The organism is Streptomyces sp. NBC_00414 (assembly GCF_036038375.1).
Taxonomy (GTDB): Bacteria; Actinomycetota; Actinomycetes; order Streptomycetales; family Streptomycetaceae; genus Streptomyces.
Map to the genome: position 1 here is coordinate 4095015 of NZ_CP107935.1, position 19587 is coordinate 4114601.

Consider the following 19587-nt stretch of genomic DNA (forward strand, 5'->3'; position numbering starts at 1 on the left):
ACCGACACCGGCGCGGGCACCGGTGGTGACAGTAGCGACCGGAACGACCCGCTCAGGCCGGCGGACGCCCCGGCCCCCGATGCGGGTGCCGCCCTCTCGTACGGGCCGGCGTGGCCATCGCCTCAAGTCGGGCCCGCTTCAAGCGCGGCGTCCGACCGCGGCGGGCGCCGGGCGGCGGTTCCTTCCGCGCGGGGTGGAGCGGGTGTTCAGCCCGTCGCCAGCAGGATCGCGAGCAGGATCGCGCCGGCCGCCGCGGGGGCCACGATCTCGTAGGCCCACCGCACCGACACGTCGCCCTGGGCCTGCGGGTCCTTGGCCCGGGCCTCCGCCAGTTCCCGCAGTTCGTCGATGATCTGGTCGCCCTGGGCGCGGACGGGTCCGGTGGCCACCGGGGTGGTGTGCGGGGACTGTCCGCGGCGGCCGAGGGCGCCGCCGGTGTCTCCACGGGCCTCCTTGCGAGCGGCCCTGTTGCGGGCGCGCAGGGAGACCGGCACGGCCCACACCTGGTACTTGGTGCCGGCCTTGTCGAGCACCTCGTTCGAGTAGCCGGACCGGAAGGTCTCGACCGTTCCCCAGGGCAGCATGATCACCCGGAAGGGGTTACGGATACGCATCCGTCGCTCGTTCGCGTACACCGCCGGGCGCAGGGTGAAGGCGGCGACCAGCGGCACCACCAGCAGCAGTGCGGCCAGGGCCACCCACGGGGTCCGGCCCTCGCCCGTGACCAGCGCGTCGATGCCGAGCCAGCCCGCGATCGCGAGCAGGAGTACGCCGCCCGCGACGCCGGAGGGGGACCGGTAGACGCGGTCCTTGAACTGGGGTTCCGGGGTTTCCGGTGCGGAGGGCTGGTGGTCCGGGGTCGTCATGCTGCCGATTCTGCCTGACCGCGTCCGCGGGGTCGCTCCGCGGGGGAGGGGGGCGCCGTTTGTTGCTGCGGGCCCCCGGCGGAGCCCGCCACCCAATTCCCCACGCCCCTCCCGGGCCCCGACCCGTGCGGCCGTCGCCGGCCGCGGGCCCGGCACGGGTCACCCGCGCCATCCCCCGCACCTCTGACGGGGACTCCTGAGCGAGCGCCGTCATCACCTGCGAGCCCGGCGGGGGCCAAGCGCGCCGTTCCCGCGCCCCTGACCGGGCTGCCCCGCATGGGCGGCGTCGTCGGCTGCGGGTGTGCGGGGGTTGCTCGCGCAGTTCCCCGCGCCCCCTGATGGGGCATCCCCGGGCCGGGGCCCCGTCAGGGGCGCGGGGAACTGCGCGGCCAGCACCCACCGGACCCGCGGACAAGCACGCCCTCACCCCCACCCCGCCAGGGGCGCGGGGAACTGCGCGCTCAGCCCCCACCGGACCCGCGGACAAGCACGCCCCCCGACCTCCCACCCCATGAGGAGCGGCGCGGCCAGCCCCCACCGGGCCCGCGGACGAGCACGCCGCTCCACCCCCGCCCCGGGCAGGGGGCCCGCAGTGGGCCGCCCGCAAGCGGCCCACTACACGCCCACCCAGGGGTGTACAGCCGCTACGCGCGTAGATATGCTCGTCTGGTGACCATGCCCACCACCACACCCCCCGCAGCCCACGCCCTCACGGACGTGACCGCGTCAGACAGCGCACTGCGCCGCTTCCTTCACGGGCTGCCCGGCGTCGACACGGTCGGCCTGGAGGCGCGCGCCGCCTCGCTGGGTACCCGTTCCATCAAGACGACGGCGAAGGCGTACGCCATCGACCTCGCCATCTCGATGGTCGACCTGACGACGCTGGAAGGCGCGGACACCCCCGGCAAGGTCCGGGCGCTCGGCGCCAAGGCAGTCCACCCGGACCCCACGGACCGCACCGCCCCGACGACCGCCGCCGTCTGCGTCTACCCCGACATGGTGACCGCCGCCAAGGAGGCCGTCGCCGGCTCCGGCGTACTGGTCGCCTCCGTCGCGACCGCCTTCCCCGCAGGCCGCGCCGCGCTCGACGTGAAGCTGGCCGACGTGCGGGACGCCGTCGCCGCGGGTGCCGACGAGATCGACATGGTCATCGACCGCGGCGCGTTCCTGTCGGGCAGGTACCTGAAGGTGTACGACGAGATCGTCGCCGTGAAGGAGGCCTCGGGCGCCGCACGCCTGAAGGTCATCTTCGAGACCGGCGAGCTGTCGACGTACGACAACATCCGGCGCGCGAGCTGGCTCGGCATGCTGGCGGGCGCGGACTTCATCAAGACCTCGACGGGCAAGGTCGCCGTCAACGCGACGCCCGCGAACACCCTGCTGATGCTGGAGGCCGTCCGCGACTTCCGCGCGCAGACCGGGATCCAGGTAGGTGTGAAGCCCGCCGGCGGCATCCGCACCACGAAGGACGCCGTCAAGTTCCTGGTGCTGGTCAAGGAGACCGCGGGCGAGGACTGGCTGGACAACCACTGGTTCCGCTTCGGCGCGTCCTCCCTGCTGAACGACCTGCTGATGCAGCGCCAGAAACTGGCCACCGGCCGCTACTCCGGCCCCGACTACGTGACGGTGGACTGATCCATCATGGCTTCCGCATTCGAATACGCACCGGCGCCCGAGTCCCGCTCCGTCGTCGACATCGCCCCTTCCTACGGCCTGTTCATCGACGGTGAGTTCACCGAGGCGGCCGAGGGCAAGGTCTTCAAGACCGTCAGCCCGAGCACCGAGGAAGTCCTCTCCGAGGTCGCCCGGGCCGGTGAGGCGGACGTCGACCGTGCCGTCAGGGCCGCCCGCGGGGCCTTCGGGAAGTGGTCCGCGCTGCCCGGCTCCGAGCGCGCCAAGTACCTCTTCCGCATCGCCCGGATCATCCAGGAACGCAGCCGCGAACTGGCCGTCCTGGAGACCCTGGACAACGGAAAGCCCATCAAGGAGACGAGGGACGCCGACCTCCCCCTGGTGGCCGCGCACTTCTTCTACTACGCGGGCTGGGCCGACAAGCTCGAACACGCCGGCTTCGGCACGGCCCCCCGCCCCCTCGGCGTCGCCGGTCAGGTCATCCCCTGGAACTTCCCGCTCCTGATGCTCGCGTGGAAGATCGCCCCGGCGCTCGCCACGGGCAACACGGTGGTGCTGAAGCCCGCCGAGACGACCCCCCTGTCCGCCCTGTTCTTCGCGGACATCTGCCGCCAGGCGGGGCTGCCCAAGGGCGTCGTCAACATCCTTCCCGGTTACGGCGACGCGGGCGCGGCCCTCGTCGAGCACCCGGACGTGAACAAGGTGGCCTTCACCGGCTCCACCGCCGTGGGCAAGGCCATCGCCCGCCAGGTGGCGGGCACGAAGAAGAAGGTCACGCTCGAACTGGGCGGCAAGGGTGCGAACATCGTCTTCGACGACGCGCCCATCGACCAGGCCGTCGAGGGCATCGTCACGGGCATCTTCTTCAACCAGGGCCAGGTCTGCTGCGCGGGCTCGCGGCTGCTGGTCCAGGAGTCGATCCACGACGAACTGCTCGACTCCCTGAAGCGCAGGCTCTCGACGCTGCGCCTGGGCGACCCGCTCGACAAGAACACCGACATCGGCGCGATCAACTCCGCCGAGCAGCTCGCGCGGATCTCCTCGCTCGTCGAGCAGGGCGAGGCCGAGGGCGCCGAGCGCTGGTCCCCCGCCTGTGAACTGCCGTCCGCCGGTTACTGGTTCGCCCCGACGCTCTTCACGAACGTCACCCAGGCGCACACCGTCGCCCGCGACGAGATCTTCGGCCCGGTCCTGTCCGTCCTCACCTTCCGCACCCCGGACGAGGCGGTCGCGAAGGCCAACAACAGCCAGTACGGCCTCTCGGCGGGCATCTGGACCGAGAAGGGCTCCCGGATCCTGGCGGTCGCGAGCAAGCTGCGCGCGGGCGTCATCTGGTCCAACACGTTCAACAAGTTCGATCCGACCTCGCCGTTCGGCGGCTACAAGGAGTCGGGCTACGGCCGCGAGGGCGGTCGCCACGGCCTGGAGGCGTACCTCGATGTCTGACAAGCCGAAGAACACCAAGAACACCAAGAACACCGAGAAGGCCGCCCAGACCGAGAAGAACGGGCAGGCCGAGAAGAACGGGCAGGCCGGACAGGCCGAGGCGCAGCGCCTGAGCGTCTTCAAGACCTACAAGCTGTACGTCGGCGGGAAGTTCCCGCGTTCCGAGAGCGGCCGGGTGTACGAGGTGACTGATCCCAAGGGCAGGTGGCTTGCCAACGCGCCCAGGTCGAGCCGCAAGGACGCCCGTGACGCGGCCGTCGCGGCCCGCAAGGCGTTCGGCGGCTGGTCCGGCGCGACCGCGTACAACCGCGGCCAGATCCTCTACCGCGTCGCGGAGATGCTGGAGGGCCGCAGGGACCAGTTCGTACGGGAGGTCGCGGAGGCGGAGGGCCTGTCGAAGTCCCGGGCCGCCGTCCAGGTGGACGCGGCGATCGACCGCTGGGTCTGGTACGCGGGCTGGACCGACAAGATCGCCCAGGTGGTCGGCGGCGGGAACCCGGTGGCGGGCCCGTTCTTCAACCTCTCGTCCCCCGAGCCGACGGGTGTGGTGACGGTCCTGGCCCCCCAGGAGTCGTCGTTCCTCGGTCTGGTCTCGGTACTCGCCCCGGTGATCGCGACCGGCAACACGGCGATCGTGATCGCGAGCGAGAAGTCCCCGCTCCCCGCCCTGTCACTGGGCGAGGTGCTCGCGACCTCGGACGTCCCGGGCGGTGTGGTCAACATCCTCTCCGGCGGTACGGCGGAGATCGCGGCCCCGCTCGCGGCCCACCAGGACGTCAACGCGATCGACCTCGCCGGCGCCGACGAGGCACTCGCGAAGGAACTGGAGATCGCGGCGGCCGACAATCTCAAGCGCGTCGTCCGTCCACAGCCTGTGGATTACTTCGGCACGCCCGGCATCGAGCGCCTCACGGCCTTCCTTGAGACGAAGACCGTCTGGCACCCGACGGGCGCGCTGGGCGCGTCCGGCTCGTCGTACTAGGCCGCGACAGGACGTAGCTGTCACAGCGGGGCGGGCCCACCAGAGCGGGAGAGCCGCGCTTCCCCACCGTCCGGGGGAGGCGCGGCTCTCTCTCGCGTCGCCCGGCGGCTCCGTACGGTTCAGCTGCTCAGCAGCGTCGTCACCTGGCCCACCACCGGCACGGCACCCAGCGACTGGGCCTGCGCGACCGGCGCCGTCAGCATGGTCGTCGCCATCGGCGGGAAGTCGGCGATCTGGGTGCCGAGCCCGTTGTCGAGCGGGTCGACGCCCGTGCCCGCCAGCGGGTTGGGCTTGAGTCCCGCGACCGGTCCGGTCACGTACCCGACGGTCCCGGTCAGCGCCTGGAGTCCGGCCTGCGGGTCGATGTTGCCCAGCGAGGTCGGGCGGGTGCGGATCACGTCCACCACGGGGTCGGTGTCCGCGACGGCCGCGGTCGCACCGGCACCGACCGCGATCCCCGCGGTCGTGAGGGCCAGCAACGCGCGCCGGGCGGTCGGGTTCTGGTAGGCCGAGTGTCGTGCCATGACTGCTGCCACCTTCTGCTGCGTAAAGTAATCAGGTCGACACGTAGGGTAGTTGAGGGGTGACGTGCACTCCAAAGACGACCCGCGGGCTCGGCCGGGAGCGGATGATGCCGCACACTGGTGTCTCGTGAGTTCCCATCTCCCGAATTCCCCGGCAACCGCCCGTGTCGTGCTGCTGTGCGGCCCCTCCGGCTCCGGCAAGTCCCTTCTCGCGGCCCGCTCCGGCCTTCCGGTGCTGCGGCTAGACGACTTCTACAAAGAGGGACACGACCCGACGCTGCCGCAGGTGGCGGGGAGTTCGGACATCGACTGGGACCACCCGCTGTCCTGGGACGCGGACGTGGCCGTCGCGGCGATCGCGGAGCTGTGCGGGACGGGGCGTACGAACGTTCCCGTGTACGACATCTCGCTGAGCGCGCGCACGGGGTCCGAGGTCGTCGACTTCGAGGGGACCCCGGTCTTCATCGCCGAGGGCATCTTCGCGGCGGAGATAGTGGAGCGGTGCCGGGAGGCGGGGCTGCTGGCCGACGCGCTGTGCCTCAGCCGGGGGGCCGTGACCACGTTCCGGCGGCGGTTCCTGCGGGATCTTCGCGAGGGCCGCAAGTCCGTGCCGTTCCTGCTCCGGCGGGGGTGGCGGCTGATGCGGGACGAGCGGTCGATCGTGTCCCGGCAGACGGCGCTCGGCGCGTACGCGTGCGATCGCGACGAGGCGCTGGCGCGGTTGGCCGCGGCTTCCGGCTCCGCGGCGGAGGTTGTGGGTGACGTGCGGGTGAGTGGGGGCTGATCTCGCGCCGTTCCCCGCGCCCCTCAAGAGCAAAAGATTGCGCCGTTCCCCGCGCCCCTTGAAGAGTGCCGTTCCCGCGCCTCTGAAGGCAAAAAGCAGCGGGATCGGTTGGGCCCCCCGGCCCTTCCGGTCCCGCTGCTTCTCGTGCTCCCCCGTGGTCCCCCCGGACCCCGTTGGTCTCCCCCCGGTACTGCTCCCCCGAGCCGTCCGCCGCCTCCCCCGAAGTGACGGACCGCCCCTTGTCGTCCGCCGCCTCCCCCCGGAGTTGCGGACTTCCCCCCGTGCTGTTCGTCGCCTCCCCCGAAGTGACGAACTCCCCCGTGCTGTCCGACGCCTCCCCCCGGAGTGACGGACAACCCCCCTCGGCCTTCAGGCGACGAGCTCCCCGAAGGACTCCTCCTCGTCACGGCCGAAGCTGAGGACGTCGTCCTCGCGCAGCCGGCGGAGCGACCGCCAGATGCTGGACTTCACCGTGCCGACACTGATGTCGAGGATCTCCGCGATCTCCGGGTCCGTGCGGCCCTCGTAGTACCTCAGGACCAGCATGGTGCGCTGGAGTTCGGGGAGCCGGGCGAGCGCCTGCCACAGGACCGCGCGCAGTTCCGTGCCGCGCATCGCGTCCGTGTCGCCGGCCGTCTCCGGCAGCTCCTCGGTCGGGTATTCGTTCAGCTTGCGGCGGCGCCACGCGCTGATGTGCAGATTGGTCATCGTGCGGCGGAGGTAGCCCCCGACCGCGGCCTTGTCACTGATGCGGTCCCACGCCCGGTACGTCGAGAAGAGGGCGCTCTGCAGCAGGTCCTCGGCCTCGAAACGGTCGCCGGTCAGGTGGTAGGCGGTCGCGTACAGGGAGGCGCGGCGCTCCTGGACGTAGGCGGTGAACTCCGCCTCCGACACCGAGTGCCGCTCCCCCGTGACCTCCCCGTACGCCGCCCCCGTTCCCCCGTGGGCGACCCCCGTGCCGCTTCCCCCCGTATGTGCGTCAACCACCGTCATGTACGACCCGGTGTGCTGACGCCCGGTGCCGCGAGCGCACCCCCGCCCGCTCACGGCACCGGACTTCTCGGTGCTCCTCGTGACGTCGTGGAGCCGCGTGACAACTGCGCCAGTGCTGGTGCTGTGCAGCGTGTTCATCTCGCGCCCCCCGTCGTGGAGTTCCGGTTCTCCGGTACTTCGCTTGCTTCGTTGCCTGTTTCGCTGTGGTGCTTCCTTGCCTGTGACCAAAAGCTTGCCGGGGCCACTTCATGACGGTGTCCCCCGACTGTCACAGACCTGTCACAGGGCCCGGTGCCGGATATTGCACAGATCGATCACAGAGAAGCGTCGTACGGCTACTCATCCGGCACACTCGGCACGCACTCGTACGCGGGACATGTGTGGGAGCGCTCCAACAGTCGATACCCGCCCACGTCATGGGACAGAATGACGTCCGTGCCTTCCCTGTTGCTGATCGAGGACGACGACGCCATCCGGACGGCCCTGGAGCTCTCACTGACGCGCCAGGGACACCGGGTGGCCACCGCTGCCACCGGCGAGGACGGTCTGAAGCTACTGCGCGAGCAGCGGCCTGATCTGATCGTTCTCGACGTGATGCTGCCCGGCATCGACGGATTCGAGGTGTGCCGGCGTATCCGCCGTACGGACCAACTACCGATCATCCTGCTGACCGCGCGCAGCGACGACATCGACGTCGTGGTCGGGCTGGAGTCCGGCGCCGACGACTACGTGGTGAAACCGGTGCAGGGGCGGGTGCTCGACGCCCGGATCCGGGCCGTGCTGCGGCGCGGCGAGCGCGAGGCGAACGACTCGGCGACCTTCGGTTCGCTGGTGATCGACCGTGCCGCGATGACCGTGACCAAGAACGGCGAGGACCTGCAGCTGACGCCCACCGAGCTGCGGCTGCTGCTGGAGCTGAGCCGGCGGCCCGGCCAGGCACTGTCGCGTCAGCAGTTGCTGCGGCTGGTGTGGGAGCACGACTACCTCGGTGACTCACGGCTGGTCGACGCGTGTGTGCAGAGGCTGCGCGCGAAGGTGGAGGACGTGCCGTCCTCGCCGACGCTGATCCGTACCGTGCGCGGCGTGGGCTACCGGCTGGACAATCCTCAGTGACCAAACCGCAGGACAAGCTCCGTGGCTGGGCCGCGGCGCGCCGGACGGTCATGGCGGGGCTGCGCTTCACCAGTCTGCGGCTGCGCCTGGTCGTGGTGTTCGGGCTGGTCGCGCTCACCGCCGCCGTGTCGGCGTCGGGGATCGCGTACTGGCTCAACCGCGAGGCCGTGCTCACCCGTACGCAGGACGCCGTGCTCGGTGACTTCCAGCAGGCGATGCAGACCCGCGCCAGCACCCTGCGGCAGCACCCCACGCAGGGGGAACTGCAGCGTGCCGCCCGGCAGATGGCCAACAGCAGCCAGCGGTTCAGCGTGCTGCTGATCGCCCAGGACGAGAACGGCGGAACCGTCCGCGGCAACTCCGACCTGGACACCTTCACGCTGGAGGACGTACCGCAGTCCCTCCAGAAGGCGGTGAACAAGGAACAGAAGATCTCCTCGCACAACAAGTACGCGTACCACCTGTACTGGCAGCGGACCGTGCAGGGCGACAAGCCGTATCTGGTGGGCGGTGCCAAGGTGATCGGCGGCGGGCCGACCGGGTACATGCTCAAGTCGCTCGAACCGGAGGCCAAGGACCTCAACTCGCTCGCCTGGTCGCTGGGGATCGCGACCGGGCTCGCGCTGATCGGCTCGGCGCTCCTCGCGCAGGCCGCCGCGACGACCGTACTGAAGCCGGTGCACCGGCTGGGCACCGCCGCCCGGCGGCTCGGCGAGGGCAAGCTCGACACCCGGCTGCGGGTGTCGGGGACGGACGAACTGGCCGATCTGTCACGGACGTTCAACCGCACGGCGGAGGCGCTGGAGAAACGGGTCGCGGACATGAGTGCCCGCGACGAGGCGTCCCGGCGCTTCGTGGCGGACATGTCGCACGAGCTGCGGACCCCGCTGACCGCGATCACCGCGGTGACCGAGGTGCTGGAGGAGGAGCTCGACGCCGAGACCGGCAGCGTCGACCCGATGATCGAGCCCGCCGTACGGCTCGTCGTCAGCGAGACCCGGCGGCTGAACAACCTCGTGGAGAACCTGATGGAGGTCACCCGCTTCGACGCGGGCACCGCCCGGCTCGTCTCCGACACCGTCGACATCGCCGACCAGATCACCGCGTGCATAGACGCGCGTGCCTGGCTGGACGCGGTGGAACTGGACGCGCGGCGCGGCATCATGGCGCACGTCGACCCGCGCCGCCTGGACGTCATCCTCGCGAACCTCATCGGCAACGCCCTCAAGCACGGCGGTTCCCCGGTGCGCGTGTGCGTGCGCGAGGAGGGCGCCGACCTGGTGATCGAGGTGCAGGACCACGGCCCCGGCATTCCCGAGGACGTCCTGCCGCACGTCTTCGACCGCTTCTACAAGGCGAGTGCCTCCCGGCCGCGTTCGGAGGGCAGCGGCCTCGGCCTGTCCATCGCCCTGGAGAACGCCCACATCCACGGCGGCGAGATCACCGCCGCGAACTCGTCCAAGGGCGGCGCGGTCTTCACCCTGCGCCTGCCGCTCGACTCCTCCGAGCCGAAGGACTCCGAGGATCCCGCGGACCCCGGGGTCGAGGACACGGGCCGGGCCGACGCCGACCACGCCGACCGCACCGAGGGGGGCGTGTGATGCCCGTACAGGACACCCGGGACAGTCAGGACACGCCGGGTATACGTGCTCCACGTGTGACTCGTTCGACCCGCGCGGCCCTCACGGCCCGTGCGACCCATGTGGCGCGTCTGGCGCTCGCCCTGCCGCTGCTGGCCGTGGTGCTGGCCGGGTGCGGTATCCGGGCGACGGAGGTGCCGACCGACTTCGGGCCCGCGCCCTCCCGGGTGCCGTGCGCCCTGACCGGTCCCGACATCGGTACGCAGTCCTCGCGGGGCATCCTCGTCCAGGTCTTCCTCGTCTGCTCCTCGCAGCTCGCGCCGGTCGACCGGACCGTACGCATCGAGGCGGGGCCGGCGGAGACGGACCGGGTCCGCGCCGCGCAGGCCCTCCTCGACGAGCTGTCCGAGGCCCCGTCGGACGCGGAGAAGCAGGCGAACTACTCGACGACCGTGCCGAAGGCCCTGACGGTGGACGGCCCGCTGGGCACCGACCCGGGCGACGCGCTCCGGCTGAGCACGGCGCCCGCGGAGCTGACGCCGTACGCCCTGGCGCAGATCATCTGTACCTTCAGCGACTCCGAGGCCGCCTCCGACGACGGCACGGTGACCCTGGGCGGCCCGGGCACCGGCGCGCCACGGCGCTACGAGTGCACGGAGGCCGTGCGCACCCGGCCGGGCACGGAGACCCCGCCCTCGACACGGACCGACGGGTCCTGAGCCCTTCCTGAGGGCCCCGGCCGGAGCGCCGCTGTGGCGCACGCCTCACCCGCGCGGGCCAAGCGGCGCCGTCACACGGAACCGATCCTGCCGGTGCCCGCGTCTTGGGGATCGTGCAGCGTCAAGGCTCGAACGGCAGAACCGCCGTGAACCGCGTCCGTGCGACGGGAGGTCTCCTCCTCGTCGCACACCTCGCGTTTGTTGCCTGGTTCATGCTGCGGCCCCTGGATGTGCCCTGGGTGAGCGCCGCGAACCTGCGTCCCTTCGCGACCATCAGGGCGGATCTGGCGATGGGCCCCGAGGCGGCGGCCTGCGCCATCGGCAAGGGTCTCCTGCTGCTGGCCCCGCTCGGGGTGCTGCTGCCCATGGCCGGCGGCCGGCTCCTCGTCTCCCCGCTGCTGTCCCTGATGCGTACGGTCGCCGCCGGAGCGCTGCTGTCGCTGGGCATCGAGCTGCTGCAGACCGGGGTGCCCGGCCAGGTCGTGGACGTCGACTCGCTGCTGCTGAACACCGTGGGCGTGGGGCTGGCCCATCTGGCCGTCGTGCCCGCCGCCCGGGCCTCGCTGCGCCGCCGGGCCGAGACGCGCAGCCGGGCCGCCGCGCTGCGCCGCAGGGAGGCGGCCCAGGAGTCGGCTCAGGGTCTGACCCCGACGATTCCCAGGGTCGGGATCGCTCCGTAGAGCGACGCTCCCCCTCCTTCGGATCCGTAACTTGGATGTCAGACGGGGCAGCCGCACAGGAGGCCCCGAAACCATCCGACGACCTCATGAAGGAGTCGCAATGAACCGCCTTGCCCGCCCCACCGACGGCCGGATGATCGGCGGAGTGTGCGCAGCGCTGGCTCGGCGCTTCGGTACCTCCGCGACCACGATGCGCGTGATCTTCCTGGTGTCCTGTCTGCTGCCGGGCCCGCAGTTCCTGCTCTACATAGCCCTGTGGATCCTCTTCCCCGCCGAGGGCAAGGCGGCCCGCACGGCCTGGTGACGCGTACGGCCTGGTGACGCGCACCTGAGCACGCCGATGGGGCGCACCCGAGCGGGGGTGCGCCCCATCGGCGCGTACGAAGGCGGTGTGTGCCGGGTTCAGCCCAGCGGGATGCCGTTCACCGGGGTGCCCTGCGTGGGCAGGCCCTGGATGGGCAGTCCGCCGAGCAGACCGGCGACAGGTGCGGCGGGACCCTCGGCGAGGAGGTTCGCGACGGCCGGCTGGGCGGCGGCGACACCGCTGCTGAGAGCGTTCGTACCCTGGGTGAGGGACTCGCCCGCGCCGGGCAGGGACTTGGCGAGCCCGTCCACCGGAAGCGAACCGGCGGCGTTGCCGAGCGCCGGGGTCTCCGGGAGCGCGGGGGCGGCGTTGGCGGCACCGGCGCCGGCGACGGCGAAGGCGGCACCGAGAGCGGCGACACCGAGGGTCTTGGCAGCAGACTGCTTCATCTTCGTCCTTGCATGCTGTGACGGGGATTCGAGCGGTCCGAAACGGTAATCACGTGCGAGCGCGCCCCGCAAACATCGAAAAGCGGCCGAGTCGTCACCACCCGGCCGCTCCCCGTCCCCCGATTTCAGCCCTCTTCGCCCACAGAACCGCTGGTGGAGGCGGTTTGCTGGAACAGCCATTCGGACTTCAGTTCGGCATATCCAGGCTTGATCACGTCATTGATCATGGCCAGTCGTTCATCGAAAGGAATGAATGCTGATTTCATCGCATTGACTGTGAACCACTGCATGTCGTCGAGCGAATAGCCGAACGCGTCGACAAGGTGCTCGAATTCCCGGCTCATGCTGGTGCCGGACATCAAGCGGTTGTCGGTGTTCACGGTGGCGCGGAAATGCAGCCGCCGCAGCAGCCCGATGGGGTGCTCGGCGTACGAGTCGGCGGCGCCCGTCTGGAGATTGGAACTGGGGCACAGCTCCAGGGGCACCCGCTTGTCGCGTACGTACGAGGCGAGGCGGCCCAGTTTCACCGTGCCGTCGTCCTGCACCTGGATGTCGTCGATGATGCGCACGCCGTGCCCCAGCCGGTCGGCGCCGCACCACTGGAGCGCCTGCCAGATGGAGGGGAGCCCGAAGGCCTCGCCCGCGTGGATCGTGAAGTGGTTGTTCTCCCGCTTCAGATACTCGAAGGCGTCCAGGTGCCGGGTGGGCGGGAAGCCCGCCTCGGCGCCCGCGATGTCGAAGCCGACGACGCCCAGGTCCCGGTAGCGGTTGGCGAGTTCGGCGATCTCCAGGGAGCGGGCCGCGTGCCGCATGGCGGTCAGCAGGGCGCCCACGCGGATCCGGTGGCCGTTCTCGCGAGCCCGCCGCTCGCCTTCCCGGAAGCCCTCGTTGACGGCCTCGACGACCTCTTCGAGGGTGAGTCCGGCTTCGAGGTGCTGCTCGGGCGCGTACCGCACCTCGGCGTAGACGACGCCGTCCTCGGCGAGGTCCTCGGCGCACTCGGCCGCGACGCGGAACAGCGCCTCACGGGTCTGCATGACGGCGCAGGTGTGCGCGAAGGTCTCCAGGTACCGCTCCAGCGAACCGGAGTCGGCGGCCTCGCGGAACCAGATGCCGAGCTTGTCGGCGTCCGTCTCCGGGAGGCCGGTGTACCCGAAGTCCCGGGCGAGGTCGACGATCGTCCCGGGGCGCAGGCCTCCGTCCAGGTGATCGTGCAGCAGGACCTTCGGCGCCCGGCGGATCTGCTCCGAGCTCGGGGTGTTCTTGGTCTGGCTCGTCATTTCCGCACTCTAACGCCTACGCGCGTAGATATCCCCTCGCGCGGATCCGTCGATATGTAACGGTGACCGTGCGGACGGATGGCGTACACCATCACTTCTGACACTGTTTTGTCATGGCACAGCAAGCGACGCCGGTTCGCACGGCACGGCTGGGGCGGGCGTTCGGCACGGAGCCGACGGCGGTGAGCGGCGTGGTGCTGCTGCTGCCGGGCGGCGAGGAGACCTCCGCCCGCAGGCCGTCACCCATGCTGGCGGCCGCGTCCGTAAGGGCGTTGGGCCGCCGGCTCACCCGCGCGGGACGCACGGAGGGGCTGGTCGTGCACGTGGTGCACTACCGGTTCCGCGGCTGGAACGGGAGCGAGGCGCATCTGGCGCAGGACGCCGCGTGGGCCGCGGACGAGGTCGTACGGCGGTACGGGGACGTGCCCGTCTGCCTCGTCGGGGTGGACATGGGCGGGCGGGCCGCCCTGCGCGCGGGAGGCCACGAAGCCGTCAACTCCGTGCTGGCGCTGTCCCCCTGGCTGCCCGAGGAGGATGTCGCGGCGCCGCCCGAACCGGTGAAGCAGCTCGCGGGGCGGCGGGTGCTGATCGTGCACGGCACCAACGACGAGCGGGCCGATCCCGAGTTGTCGTTCCGGCTCGCGGCGCGCGCGAAGAAGGCGAACCGGGACATCTGCCGGTTCGAGGTGCACTCGGACGGGCACGCGCTGCACGCGTTCCGGGACGAGGTGTACGCGCTCGCGGAGGACTTCGTGATGGGGGTGCTGTTCGGGCGGTCGTTCTCACGCCCCGTGGAGGACGCACTCGCGGCTCCGCCGCCGCTGGGCCTGCGCATGCCGCTCGCCTCGGGCTTCGGGCGGTCGCTCCGGCGCCGGTGAGGTTCCCAGGTCGGCATCGGGCATGACGGTCCATGACTCTGCCGGCCCGTCCTGAGTGCGCGGTGGGTCGGCGGTGAACAGGCGGTGACCACGCCGGCCCGGGACGTGCCCCACGCCGCCGCGTGCCACCTCCTGACCGCCGGTCGACGAACGATCCGCCGGCGGGAGCTGCCCGAACGCACGACACGATCCAGCCGAACTCACTACCACTGAGCCACGTCCGGGCTGATCATGCGAGGCATGACGATCACTTCACGCCGTGGCGTGCTCGCCGCCCTCGTGGGTTCTGCGGCCACCATCCCGCTCGGCGGCACGGCCGCCGCCTCCCGCGCCGCCGCGCCGGCCACCGCTCCCGTCGCCGCGTCCACGTCGGTCGCCCCCTTCGCCTCTCCGACAGCCGGTTCGGCCCCGGCCGGCTCCACCGTCGCCCATGCGCCCCTGGGCCCCGCCCACTTCAGCGGTCTCACGCTCGCCCCGTCTCTCACCGTGACCGTGCTCCCGGGCGCCCCGGCCCGCACCGAGGTGACCTCCGGCGGCACCCGCGTCGCACTGCTCACGCACGGTGCCCGAACCGTGCTGTTGCCCGGCCCGATGCGGACGTTCACGGAGAACAAGAAGCCCTTCGCCGACGACTTCGGGCGCACACTGCCCGACCCGTCCCTGCCCGCGGACAAGCGCGTGTACTGGGGCTCCTCCCCTGGCGGCGGCAGCTGGTCCACCCTCGGCCCGACCGACGCCGACTACTCGGTGGTGCCGGGCACCGGAATCATCACCCTCACCACCGACTACGCGAGCCGTCACGCCAGCGTCCGGGACGACGGAATCACCGACGTCGATGTACGTTCCGTAGCGCGATTCGACAAGGTACCGACCGGTGAGGCCTGTTCGTACGCCCTCTCCTTCGGCTATCAGGACCCCCACAACAACTACCGGGCCCGACTCTCCTTCGTGACGTCCGGCGCGGTCCAGTTCCGGCTGGAGAAGGAGGTCACCGACAAGGTCACCCGGCTCGACACGGCCGTGACCCTCGCCACCGACGTGCCCGCGGGCACCGACCGGACGATCCGGGTCCGCCGCGAAGGCACTCGCATCCTGGCCAGGGCATGGCGTTCCGCGGACACCGAGCCCTCCGCCTGGACCTTCGACGTCACCGACCCCGACCCCGAGCCCACCCTCGCCAAGGGCCGCGTCGGCCTGCGCGCACTGGCCAACGACGGCTGCACCAATCTCCCCGTCAAGCTGCTCGTCAGCCGGTTCCAGGTGGACACGGCGAACTGGGCGGCGCCCCCGACCGTGACCCACGGCGACTGGGTACGGGTCCTGCCCGAGCCCTTCGACGGTGTCTGGAACCCGGAGCTGGAGCAGGTCATACGCGGCTGGTCCGGATCCACCGCTCCGGACGTCCTCGCCCACGCCGCGATGTTCCTCTCCGGGGCCGCCCCCGTAGCGGCCGGCTCCGGCCCTGCCGAGGGCCGACAGGTGCTGGGCGAGGCAGGGTACGGGTACCTCGATCAACAGGGACAGCGCTTGGAGGGCGCCGACTTCCACGAGTACATGAACACCGGCTGGACCTTCCCCGACGGCGTACACACAGGTCCCTCCACCAGACAGGTCGGCAACCTCGACTGCTCGGGCTACACACGCATGGTCTACGGCTACCACATGGGCGTACCGATGGCCTCGGGCCAGGACACCTCCGGGACCCGGCTCCCCAGAAGATCCCGGGACATGGCCGAGTACTCACCGGGCGTCCGCATCGCGCGCACCGACGGCACGGCGCCACCCGCCGCACTCCAGATCCAGCCTGGCGACCTGGTCCTGTTCAACGCCGACTCGGGCGACGACAACGAGACGGCCACGGTGGACCACGTCGGCATCCACCTCGGCGAGGACACCGCAGGGCAGCGCCGTTTCCTCTCCAGCCGCAAGACGGCCAACGGACCCACCATGGCCGACCTGGGCGGCGCCTCACTGCTCGACGGCACCGGCGCCTATGCCAGGACCCTGCACACCGTGCGTCGGATCTGAAGAGGGCGGCGGACGCCCCGGGTGGATTCCCCTGATTCACGTGACTCGACTTGACCGCGCATGCCTGCCGTGCCTACCGCGATCAGCGACGACGCGGGGGGGGGACGGTGCCGCGCGGTCACCTCGAACACCTGCTGATGACAACGCAGTCGCGGAACGTCGGGCTACAGGTGATGCCGATGGATCGCGAAGGCGCCGCCGTTCAGACCGTGACATCCGCCGCTTCGCCACGGCGCGCGATCGGGAGCGTGCCGTCGGCTACGAGTTCGCTCACCGCGTGGCCGTGCTCGCGGACCAGGTAGTCCATGGCGTGCTCGGTCGAGGACTGGTACTCCAACTGCTCCCCGTAGAAGCGCAGCCGCTCCTGGCAGTCCTCGATGATCTCGCCCCAGGTCTTGACCCAGATACGGAACCTGGGCTGGGAGAGGGCGCATCCGGGCAACCGGTCGGACTGGTGGGCAAGTTGTCGCAGCCCTTCGTCCATGCTGTTGCCGACGAGCCAGAAGTCCCAGGACACGGCGGTGTCGCGGAAACGGTCGGCCTTGACGACAGCCTGGGCGTAGCCGTTGATCTGTCCGAACTCAGTCATGGACAGGACGGTGCTCGGCCGCTTCAGCTCCACGACGAGGTGGTGCCGCTCGCCCCTTCCGCGCCTTGCCGCCTGCGAGAGCATGAGATCGACGCGGCCCCGCCGACCGTCTTCGCGTAGGACGGTCTCCGGTACGAGGTCCTCACGCCCGAGCAGGCGGCAATGCTGTCGCAGCACCTCGTCCAGGCTCCGGTCACTGGCATGCAGGCCGTACTCCTCGCCGAACACCCAGCATTCCTTCTCCAGGATGCTGTGCAGCTCGCCGTGTTCCTTCACCCGCTGTCTGGCCTCCCCGTCGAAGACGAGGTGTTCGAGGGCGCCCAGGAAGTCCAGGCGGTTGGTGGCTGTCGCGGAGGCCTTGACCAGGGTGGCCAGAGGTGTGCGGTCGAGCAGCCTACCGAGCTCCTCCCGCTCCTGCTTGGAGAGGGCGAACAGTTGCTCTGCGATGCGCAGGACGTCGCCCGGCTCATGGGCCAGTACGGACCTCAGGAGCGCGAAGGTGGTACGACGTGACGACGTGCTGCCTCGCGGAAGATGGCGGATCACCGTGGTCGCCACCGCGTCGAACGTCTCGCGTTCCGTCCGCTCGCGCTCGCCCGAGGGACTGCCCGTGTATGGGTAGATGCCCTCTCGCTGCCATTCGGTGACCTGTTCCATCCGCCGTTCGTCGGCGCGTGAGCGGAAGTGCTCCCGCAGCGCCTCGCGTGCCGCCGCCACGGCTTCGGAGGGGGTGCCGTCAGGAGCCCAGTCGGCGAAGGCGAGGTCGTCCGCGTCCAACTCGTCGAAGCCGGCCCACGAGAGGTGGGCGGTGAACTCGAAGCCGGGCGCTTGGATGCCGGGCTTCAGCTGGGCCCGCGACATGCCCTCTCCGTCACAGAGGAAGAGCGCCCGGGTCACCGGCCTGCGCCATTCGATGACCTTGAGCTGCGGGGGTTCGCCGTGCCAATCACGTGGCGAGGGCAGCACATGGTTGCGCACGTGCCGCTGCTCCGAGGCAGGGTCCAGTCGTCGGCCGTCGTACTCGATGTATACGTCCGGGTACTTCTCCAGATACGTGGCGAAGGCGGCCGTCAGCGCAGAGCGGGTGCGGTCGTCGCCGAGTACGTCCAGTTCCTCGCCGCCGAACGCCTCGAAGAGCGTGCCCGGGGGATCGTCAGTGGGCTCCGGTTCGCCGATGTCGAACTCGTCCATGGAATGCCGGTCGGACTCGATCAGCAGACGGTGTCGTCCCTCGATGCCGTCGCTGACGCTGGTCCAGCGAACCTGGGTGCCCAGCGCGAAGGCACGGACACGGCCCCGCCCGTTCTTGCCGTGCAGGGCCCGTTTCTTGACCGGGGTGCCCTGCGCCCGCTTCTTCCAGGAGGCGCCGATGGGTCGGAAGTACTCCTCGCAGTACTCGGAGCACATTCCGGAACCGTCGTCCTCGACACGGACCCTCTCCACCCCTCCGAGGTCGTTCCGCTCCAAGGTGACGACGACATGCCCGGCGTCGGCGTCGAGGGCGTTCCACACCAGTTCCTCGACCGCGCCGACCGGTTGACGCAACCGCGCCAACTCCGCGACGTGCTCTCGGCTGGTCTCCAGCCGCACCTTCACCATGGATCGCGCCCTCTCCTGCGATGTGCCCCGGGACGGGGAGAGCCAAGTCTGCCCTCCTGAACGTGGTTGACGTGCGCCGGTGGAGCGGAACCGCCCCGGGAGAGTGAGCGGGTCATCAGCCGCATCGGGCCACTCTCAGGATGGCCGCGACCGGTTGCTGCCCGTCACTCAGGGAGCAGGTTGCCCCTTCTCGACAGCAGGAACCTCTTGAAAGCCGCCACCGGGGGTGTGTCCGGGTGGCCGTCCAGCCAGGCCACTCCGATTTCTCTGGCCGCTCTCGGGGCCGTGACCGTCAGTTCCACGACTCCCGGGCGGGGGACGGCCGGTGGGGGCAGGAGGGCCACTCCCAGGCCTGCCGCGACCAGGCCGCGCAGCGTCTCCGCCTCCTCGCCCTCGAAGGCGACCCGGGGGCGGAAGCCCGCCTGTCGGCAGAGGTCGTCCGTGATGCGGCGCAGGCCGTAACCGGGTTCCAGGGTGACGAAGGCCTCGTCGGCGGCCTCGGCGAGACGGATACGGCGGCGGGAGGCCAGCCGGTGGTCGGCCGGGACCACCAGTCGGAGCTTCTGTTCGTCCAGGCGGCGGCCCACCAGGTCGGGGGCGTCCGGCACGGGGGACGTGAGGCAGAGGTCGAGTTCGCCGGAGCGCAGGCGCTCGATCATCGCCTCGCCGTAGTTCTGGACGAGGCTGAAGCGGACCCGGGGATGGTCGACGCGGAAGGCCCTGATCAGCGCGGGCACCGTCTCGGAGCCCATGGTGTGCAGGAAGCCGAAGGCGACCTTGCCGGTGGTCGGGTCGGCGTCGGCCCGTACCTCGTCGGCGGCCCGCTCGATCTCGGCGAGGGCCCGTTCGACGGAGCCGAGGAACGTGCGGCCGGCCGGGGTGAGGGAGACCGTCCGGCCGCGGCGGGCGAAGAGGTCCACTCCCAGGTCCTGTTCGAGGCGGACCATCGCCCGGGACAGCGTCGACTGCGGGACCTGCATCTCCTGCGCGGCCCGCGTCACGTGCTCGGTGCGGGCCACGCCGGCGAAGTACGCCAGGCGTGGAGCGAGCACCATGACGATGTCTTCTGTGTCACCGGACGGTGACAGGCGTCCCTCTGACCTCTGCTGATGCATCACGGGAACGATTATGGCGGTTTCAT

Annotated in this window: 18 protein-coding genes; 11 read left to right on the forward strand and 7 right to left on the reverse strand. The window is 70.8% G+C overall.

Annotated elements, in window-relative coordinates:
- Positions 1-206: 206 nt before the first annotated feature.
- Positions 207-866, reverse strand: coding sequence for a PH domain-containing protein (locus tag OHS59_RS17555; protein ID WP_328494341.1), 660 nt, complete (start codon positions 864-866; stop codon positions 207-209).
- 675 nt (positions 867-1541) lie between these two features.
- On the opposite strand from OHS59_RS17555, the gene deoC reads away from it, so the two are divergent.
- From deoC to OHS59_RS17570, 3 genes are read left to right on the forward strand one after another with little or no spacing between them, the layout of a single operon-like run.
- Positions 1542-2501 (forward strand): deoxyribose-phosphate aldolase, encoded by a 960-nt coding sequence (deoC, locus tag OHS59_RS17560; protein ID WP_328499248.1) that lies wholly within the window; start codon positions 1542-1544, stop codon positions 2499-2501.
- 6 nt (positions 2502-2507) lie between these two features.
- A complete protein-coding gene (locus tag OHS59_RS17565) occupies positions 2508-3944 on the forward strand; it encodes an aldehyde dehydrogenase family protein (RefSeq protein ID WP_328494342.1) in 1437 nt (478 codons plus the stop codon).
- Positions 3937-4926 carry an aldehyde dehydrogenase family protein gene (locus OHS59_RS17570; RefSeq protein ID WP_328494343.1) on the forward strand — a complete coding sequence of 330 codons (990 nt, stop codon included), beginning with the start codon at positions 3937-3939 and terminating at the stop codon, positions 4924-4926. The genes OHS59_RS17565 and OHS59_RS17570 overlap by 8 nt, the downstream gene beginning before the upstream one ends.
- A 119-nt stretch (positions 4927-5045) precedes the next feature.
- Here OHS59_RS17570 and OHS59_RS17575 read toward each other — a convergent pair whose 3' ends face one another.
- Complete coding sequence (locus OHS59_RS17575; RefSeq protein ID WP_328494344.1) at positions 5046-5450, reverse strand: hypothetical protein; 405 nt, start codon at positions 5448-5450, stop codon at positions 5046-5048.
- Positions 5451-5502: 52 nt separating this feature from the next.
- Here OHS59_RS17575 and OHS59_RS17580 point away from each other — a divergent pair, with 52 nt between their 5' ends.
- The gene (locus OHS59_RS17580; protein WP_443061458.1) at positions 5503-6234 is read left to right on the forward strand and encodes a uridine kinase; all 732 of its coding nucleotides are present in this window, start codon (positions 5503-5505) and stop codon (positions 6232-6234) included.
- Between the two features lie 369 nt (positions 6235-6603).
- Here the strand turns inward: OHS59_RS17580 and OHS59_RS17585 are convergent, their stop codons facing one another.
- Positions 6604-7365: a SigE family RNA polymerase sigma factor gene (locus OHS59_RS17585; protein WP_210880671.1), complete on the reverse strand. Its 762-nt coding sequence runs from the start codon at positions 7363-7365 to the stop codon at positions 6604-6606.
- A 297-nt stretch (positions 7366-7662) separates the two neighbouring features.
- On the opposite strand from OHS59_RS17585, the gene afsQ1 reads away from it, so the two are divergent.
- The 5 genes from afsQ1 (at position 7663) to OHS59_RS17610 (ending at position 11623) form a co-directional block, all read left to right on the forward strand.
- Positions 7663-8340, forward strand: coding sequence for a two-component system response regulator AfsQ1 (gene afsQ1, locus OHS59_RS17590; RefSeq protein WP_099505496.1), 678 nt, complete (start codon positions 7663-7665; stop codon positions 8338-8340).
- Positions 8337-9941 carry a sensor histidine kinase gene (locus OHS59_RS17595; protein WP_328494346.1) on the forward strand — a complete coding sequence of 535 codons (1605 nt, stop codon included), beginning with the start codon at positions 8337-8339 and terminating at the stop codon, positions 9939-9941. The genes afsQ1 and OHS59_RS17595 overlap by 4 nt, the downstream gene beginning before the upstream one ends.
- A 56-nt stretch (positions 9942-9997) precedes the next feature.
- A complete protein-coding gene (locus tag OHS59_RS17600) occupies positions 9998-10639 on the forward strand; it encodes a hypothetical protein (RefSeq protein ID WP_328494347.1) in 642 nt (213 codons plus the stop codon).
- A 113-nt stretch (positions 10640-10752) separates the two neighbouring features.
- On the forward strand, positions 10753-11319 hold the full coding sequence (locus OHS59_RS17605; RefSeq protein ID WP_328494348.1) for a VanZ family protein: 567 nt from the start codon (positions 10753-10755) through the stop codon (positions 11317-11319).
- Between the two features lie 100 nt (positions 11320-11419).
- A complete protein-coding gene (locus OHS59_RS17610; RefSeq protein WP_328494349.1) occupies positions 11420-11623 on the forward strand; it encodes a PspC domain-containing protein in 204 nt (67 codons plus the stop codon).
- 98 nt (positions 11624-11721) lie between these two features.
- On the opposite strand, the gene OHS59_RS17615 is transcribed toward OHS59_RS17610, so the two are convergent.
- Complete coding sequence (locus tag OHS59_RS17615) at positions 11722-12072, reverse strand: ATP-binding protein (protein WP_328494350.1); 351 nt, start codon at positions 12070-12072, stop codon at positions 11722-11724.
- A 125-nt stretch (positions 12073-12197) separates the two neighbouring features.
- Positions 12198-13352: an adenosine deaminase gene (locus OHS59_RS17620; protein WP_328494351.1), complete on the reverse strand. Its 1155-nt coding sequence runs from the start codon at positions 13350-13352 to the stop codon at positions 12198-12200.
- Positions 13353-13465: 113 nt separating this feature from the next.
- Here OHS59_RS17620 and OHS59_RS17625 point away from each other — a divergent pair, with 113 nt between their 5' ends.
- Together OHS59_RS17625 and OHS59_RS17630 are read left to right on the forward strand one after the other, a co-directional pair.
- Positions 13466-14230: an alpha/beta hydrolase gene (locus OHS59_RS17625; RefSeq protein ID WP_328494352.1), complete on the forward strand. Its 765-nt coding sequence runs from the start codon at positions 13466-13468 to the stop codon at positions 14228-14230.
- 240 nt (positions 14231-14470) lie between these two features.
- Positions 14471-16258, forward strand: a complete 1788-nt coding sequence (locus OHS59_RS17630; protein WP_328494353.1) for an NlpC/P60 family protein — start codon at positions 14471-14473, stop codon at positions 16256-16258.
- A 202-nt stretch (positions 16259-16460) separates the two neighbouring features.
- Here the strand turns inward: OHS59_RS17630 and OHS59_RS17635 are convergent, their stop codons facing one another.
- Positions 16461-18446, reverse strand: coding sequence for an ATP-binding protein (locus OHS59_RS17635; protein WP_328494354.1), 1986 nt, complete (start codon positions 18444-18446; stop codon positions 16461-16463).
- A 164-nt stretch (positions 18447-18610) separates the two neighbouring features.
- Positions 18611-19564 carry a LysR family transcriptional regulator gene (locus OHS59_RS17640; RefSeq protein WP_328494355.1) on the reverse strand — a complete coding sequence of 318 codons (954 nt, stop codon included), beginning with the start codon at positions 19562-19564 and terminating at the stop codon, positions 18611-18613.
- Positions 19565-19587 lie beyond the last annotated feature (23 nt).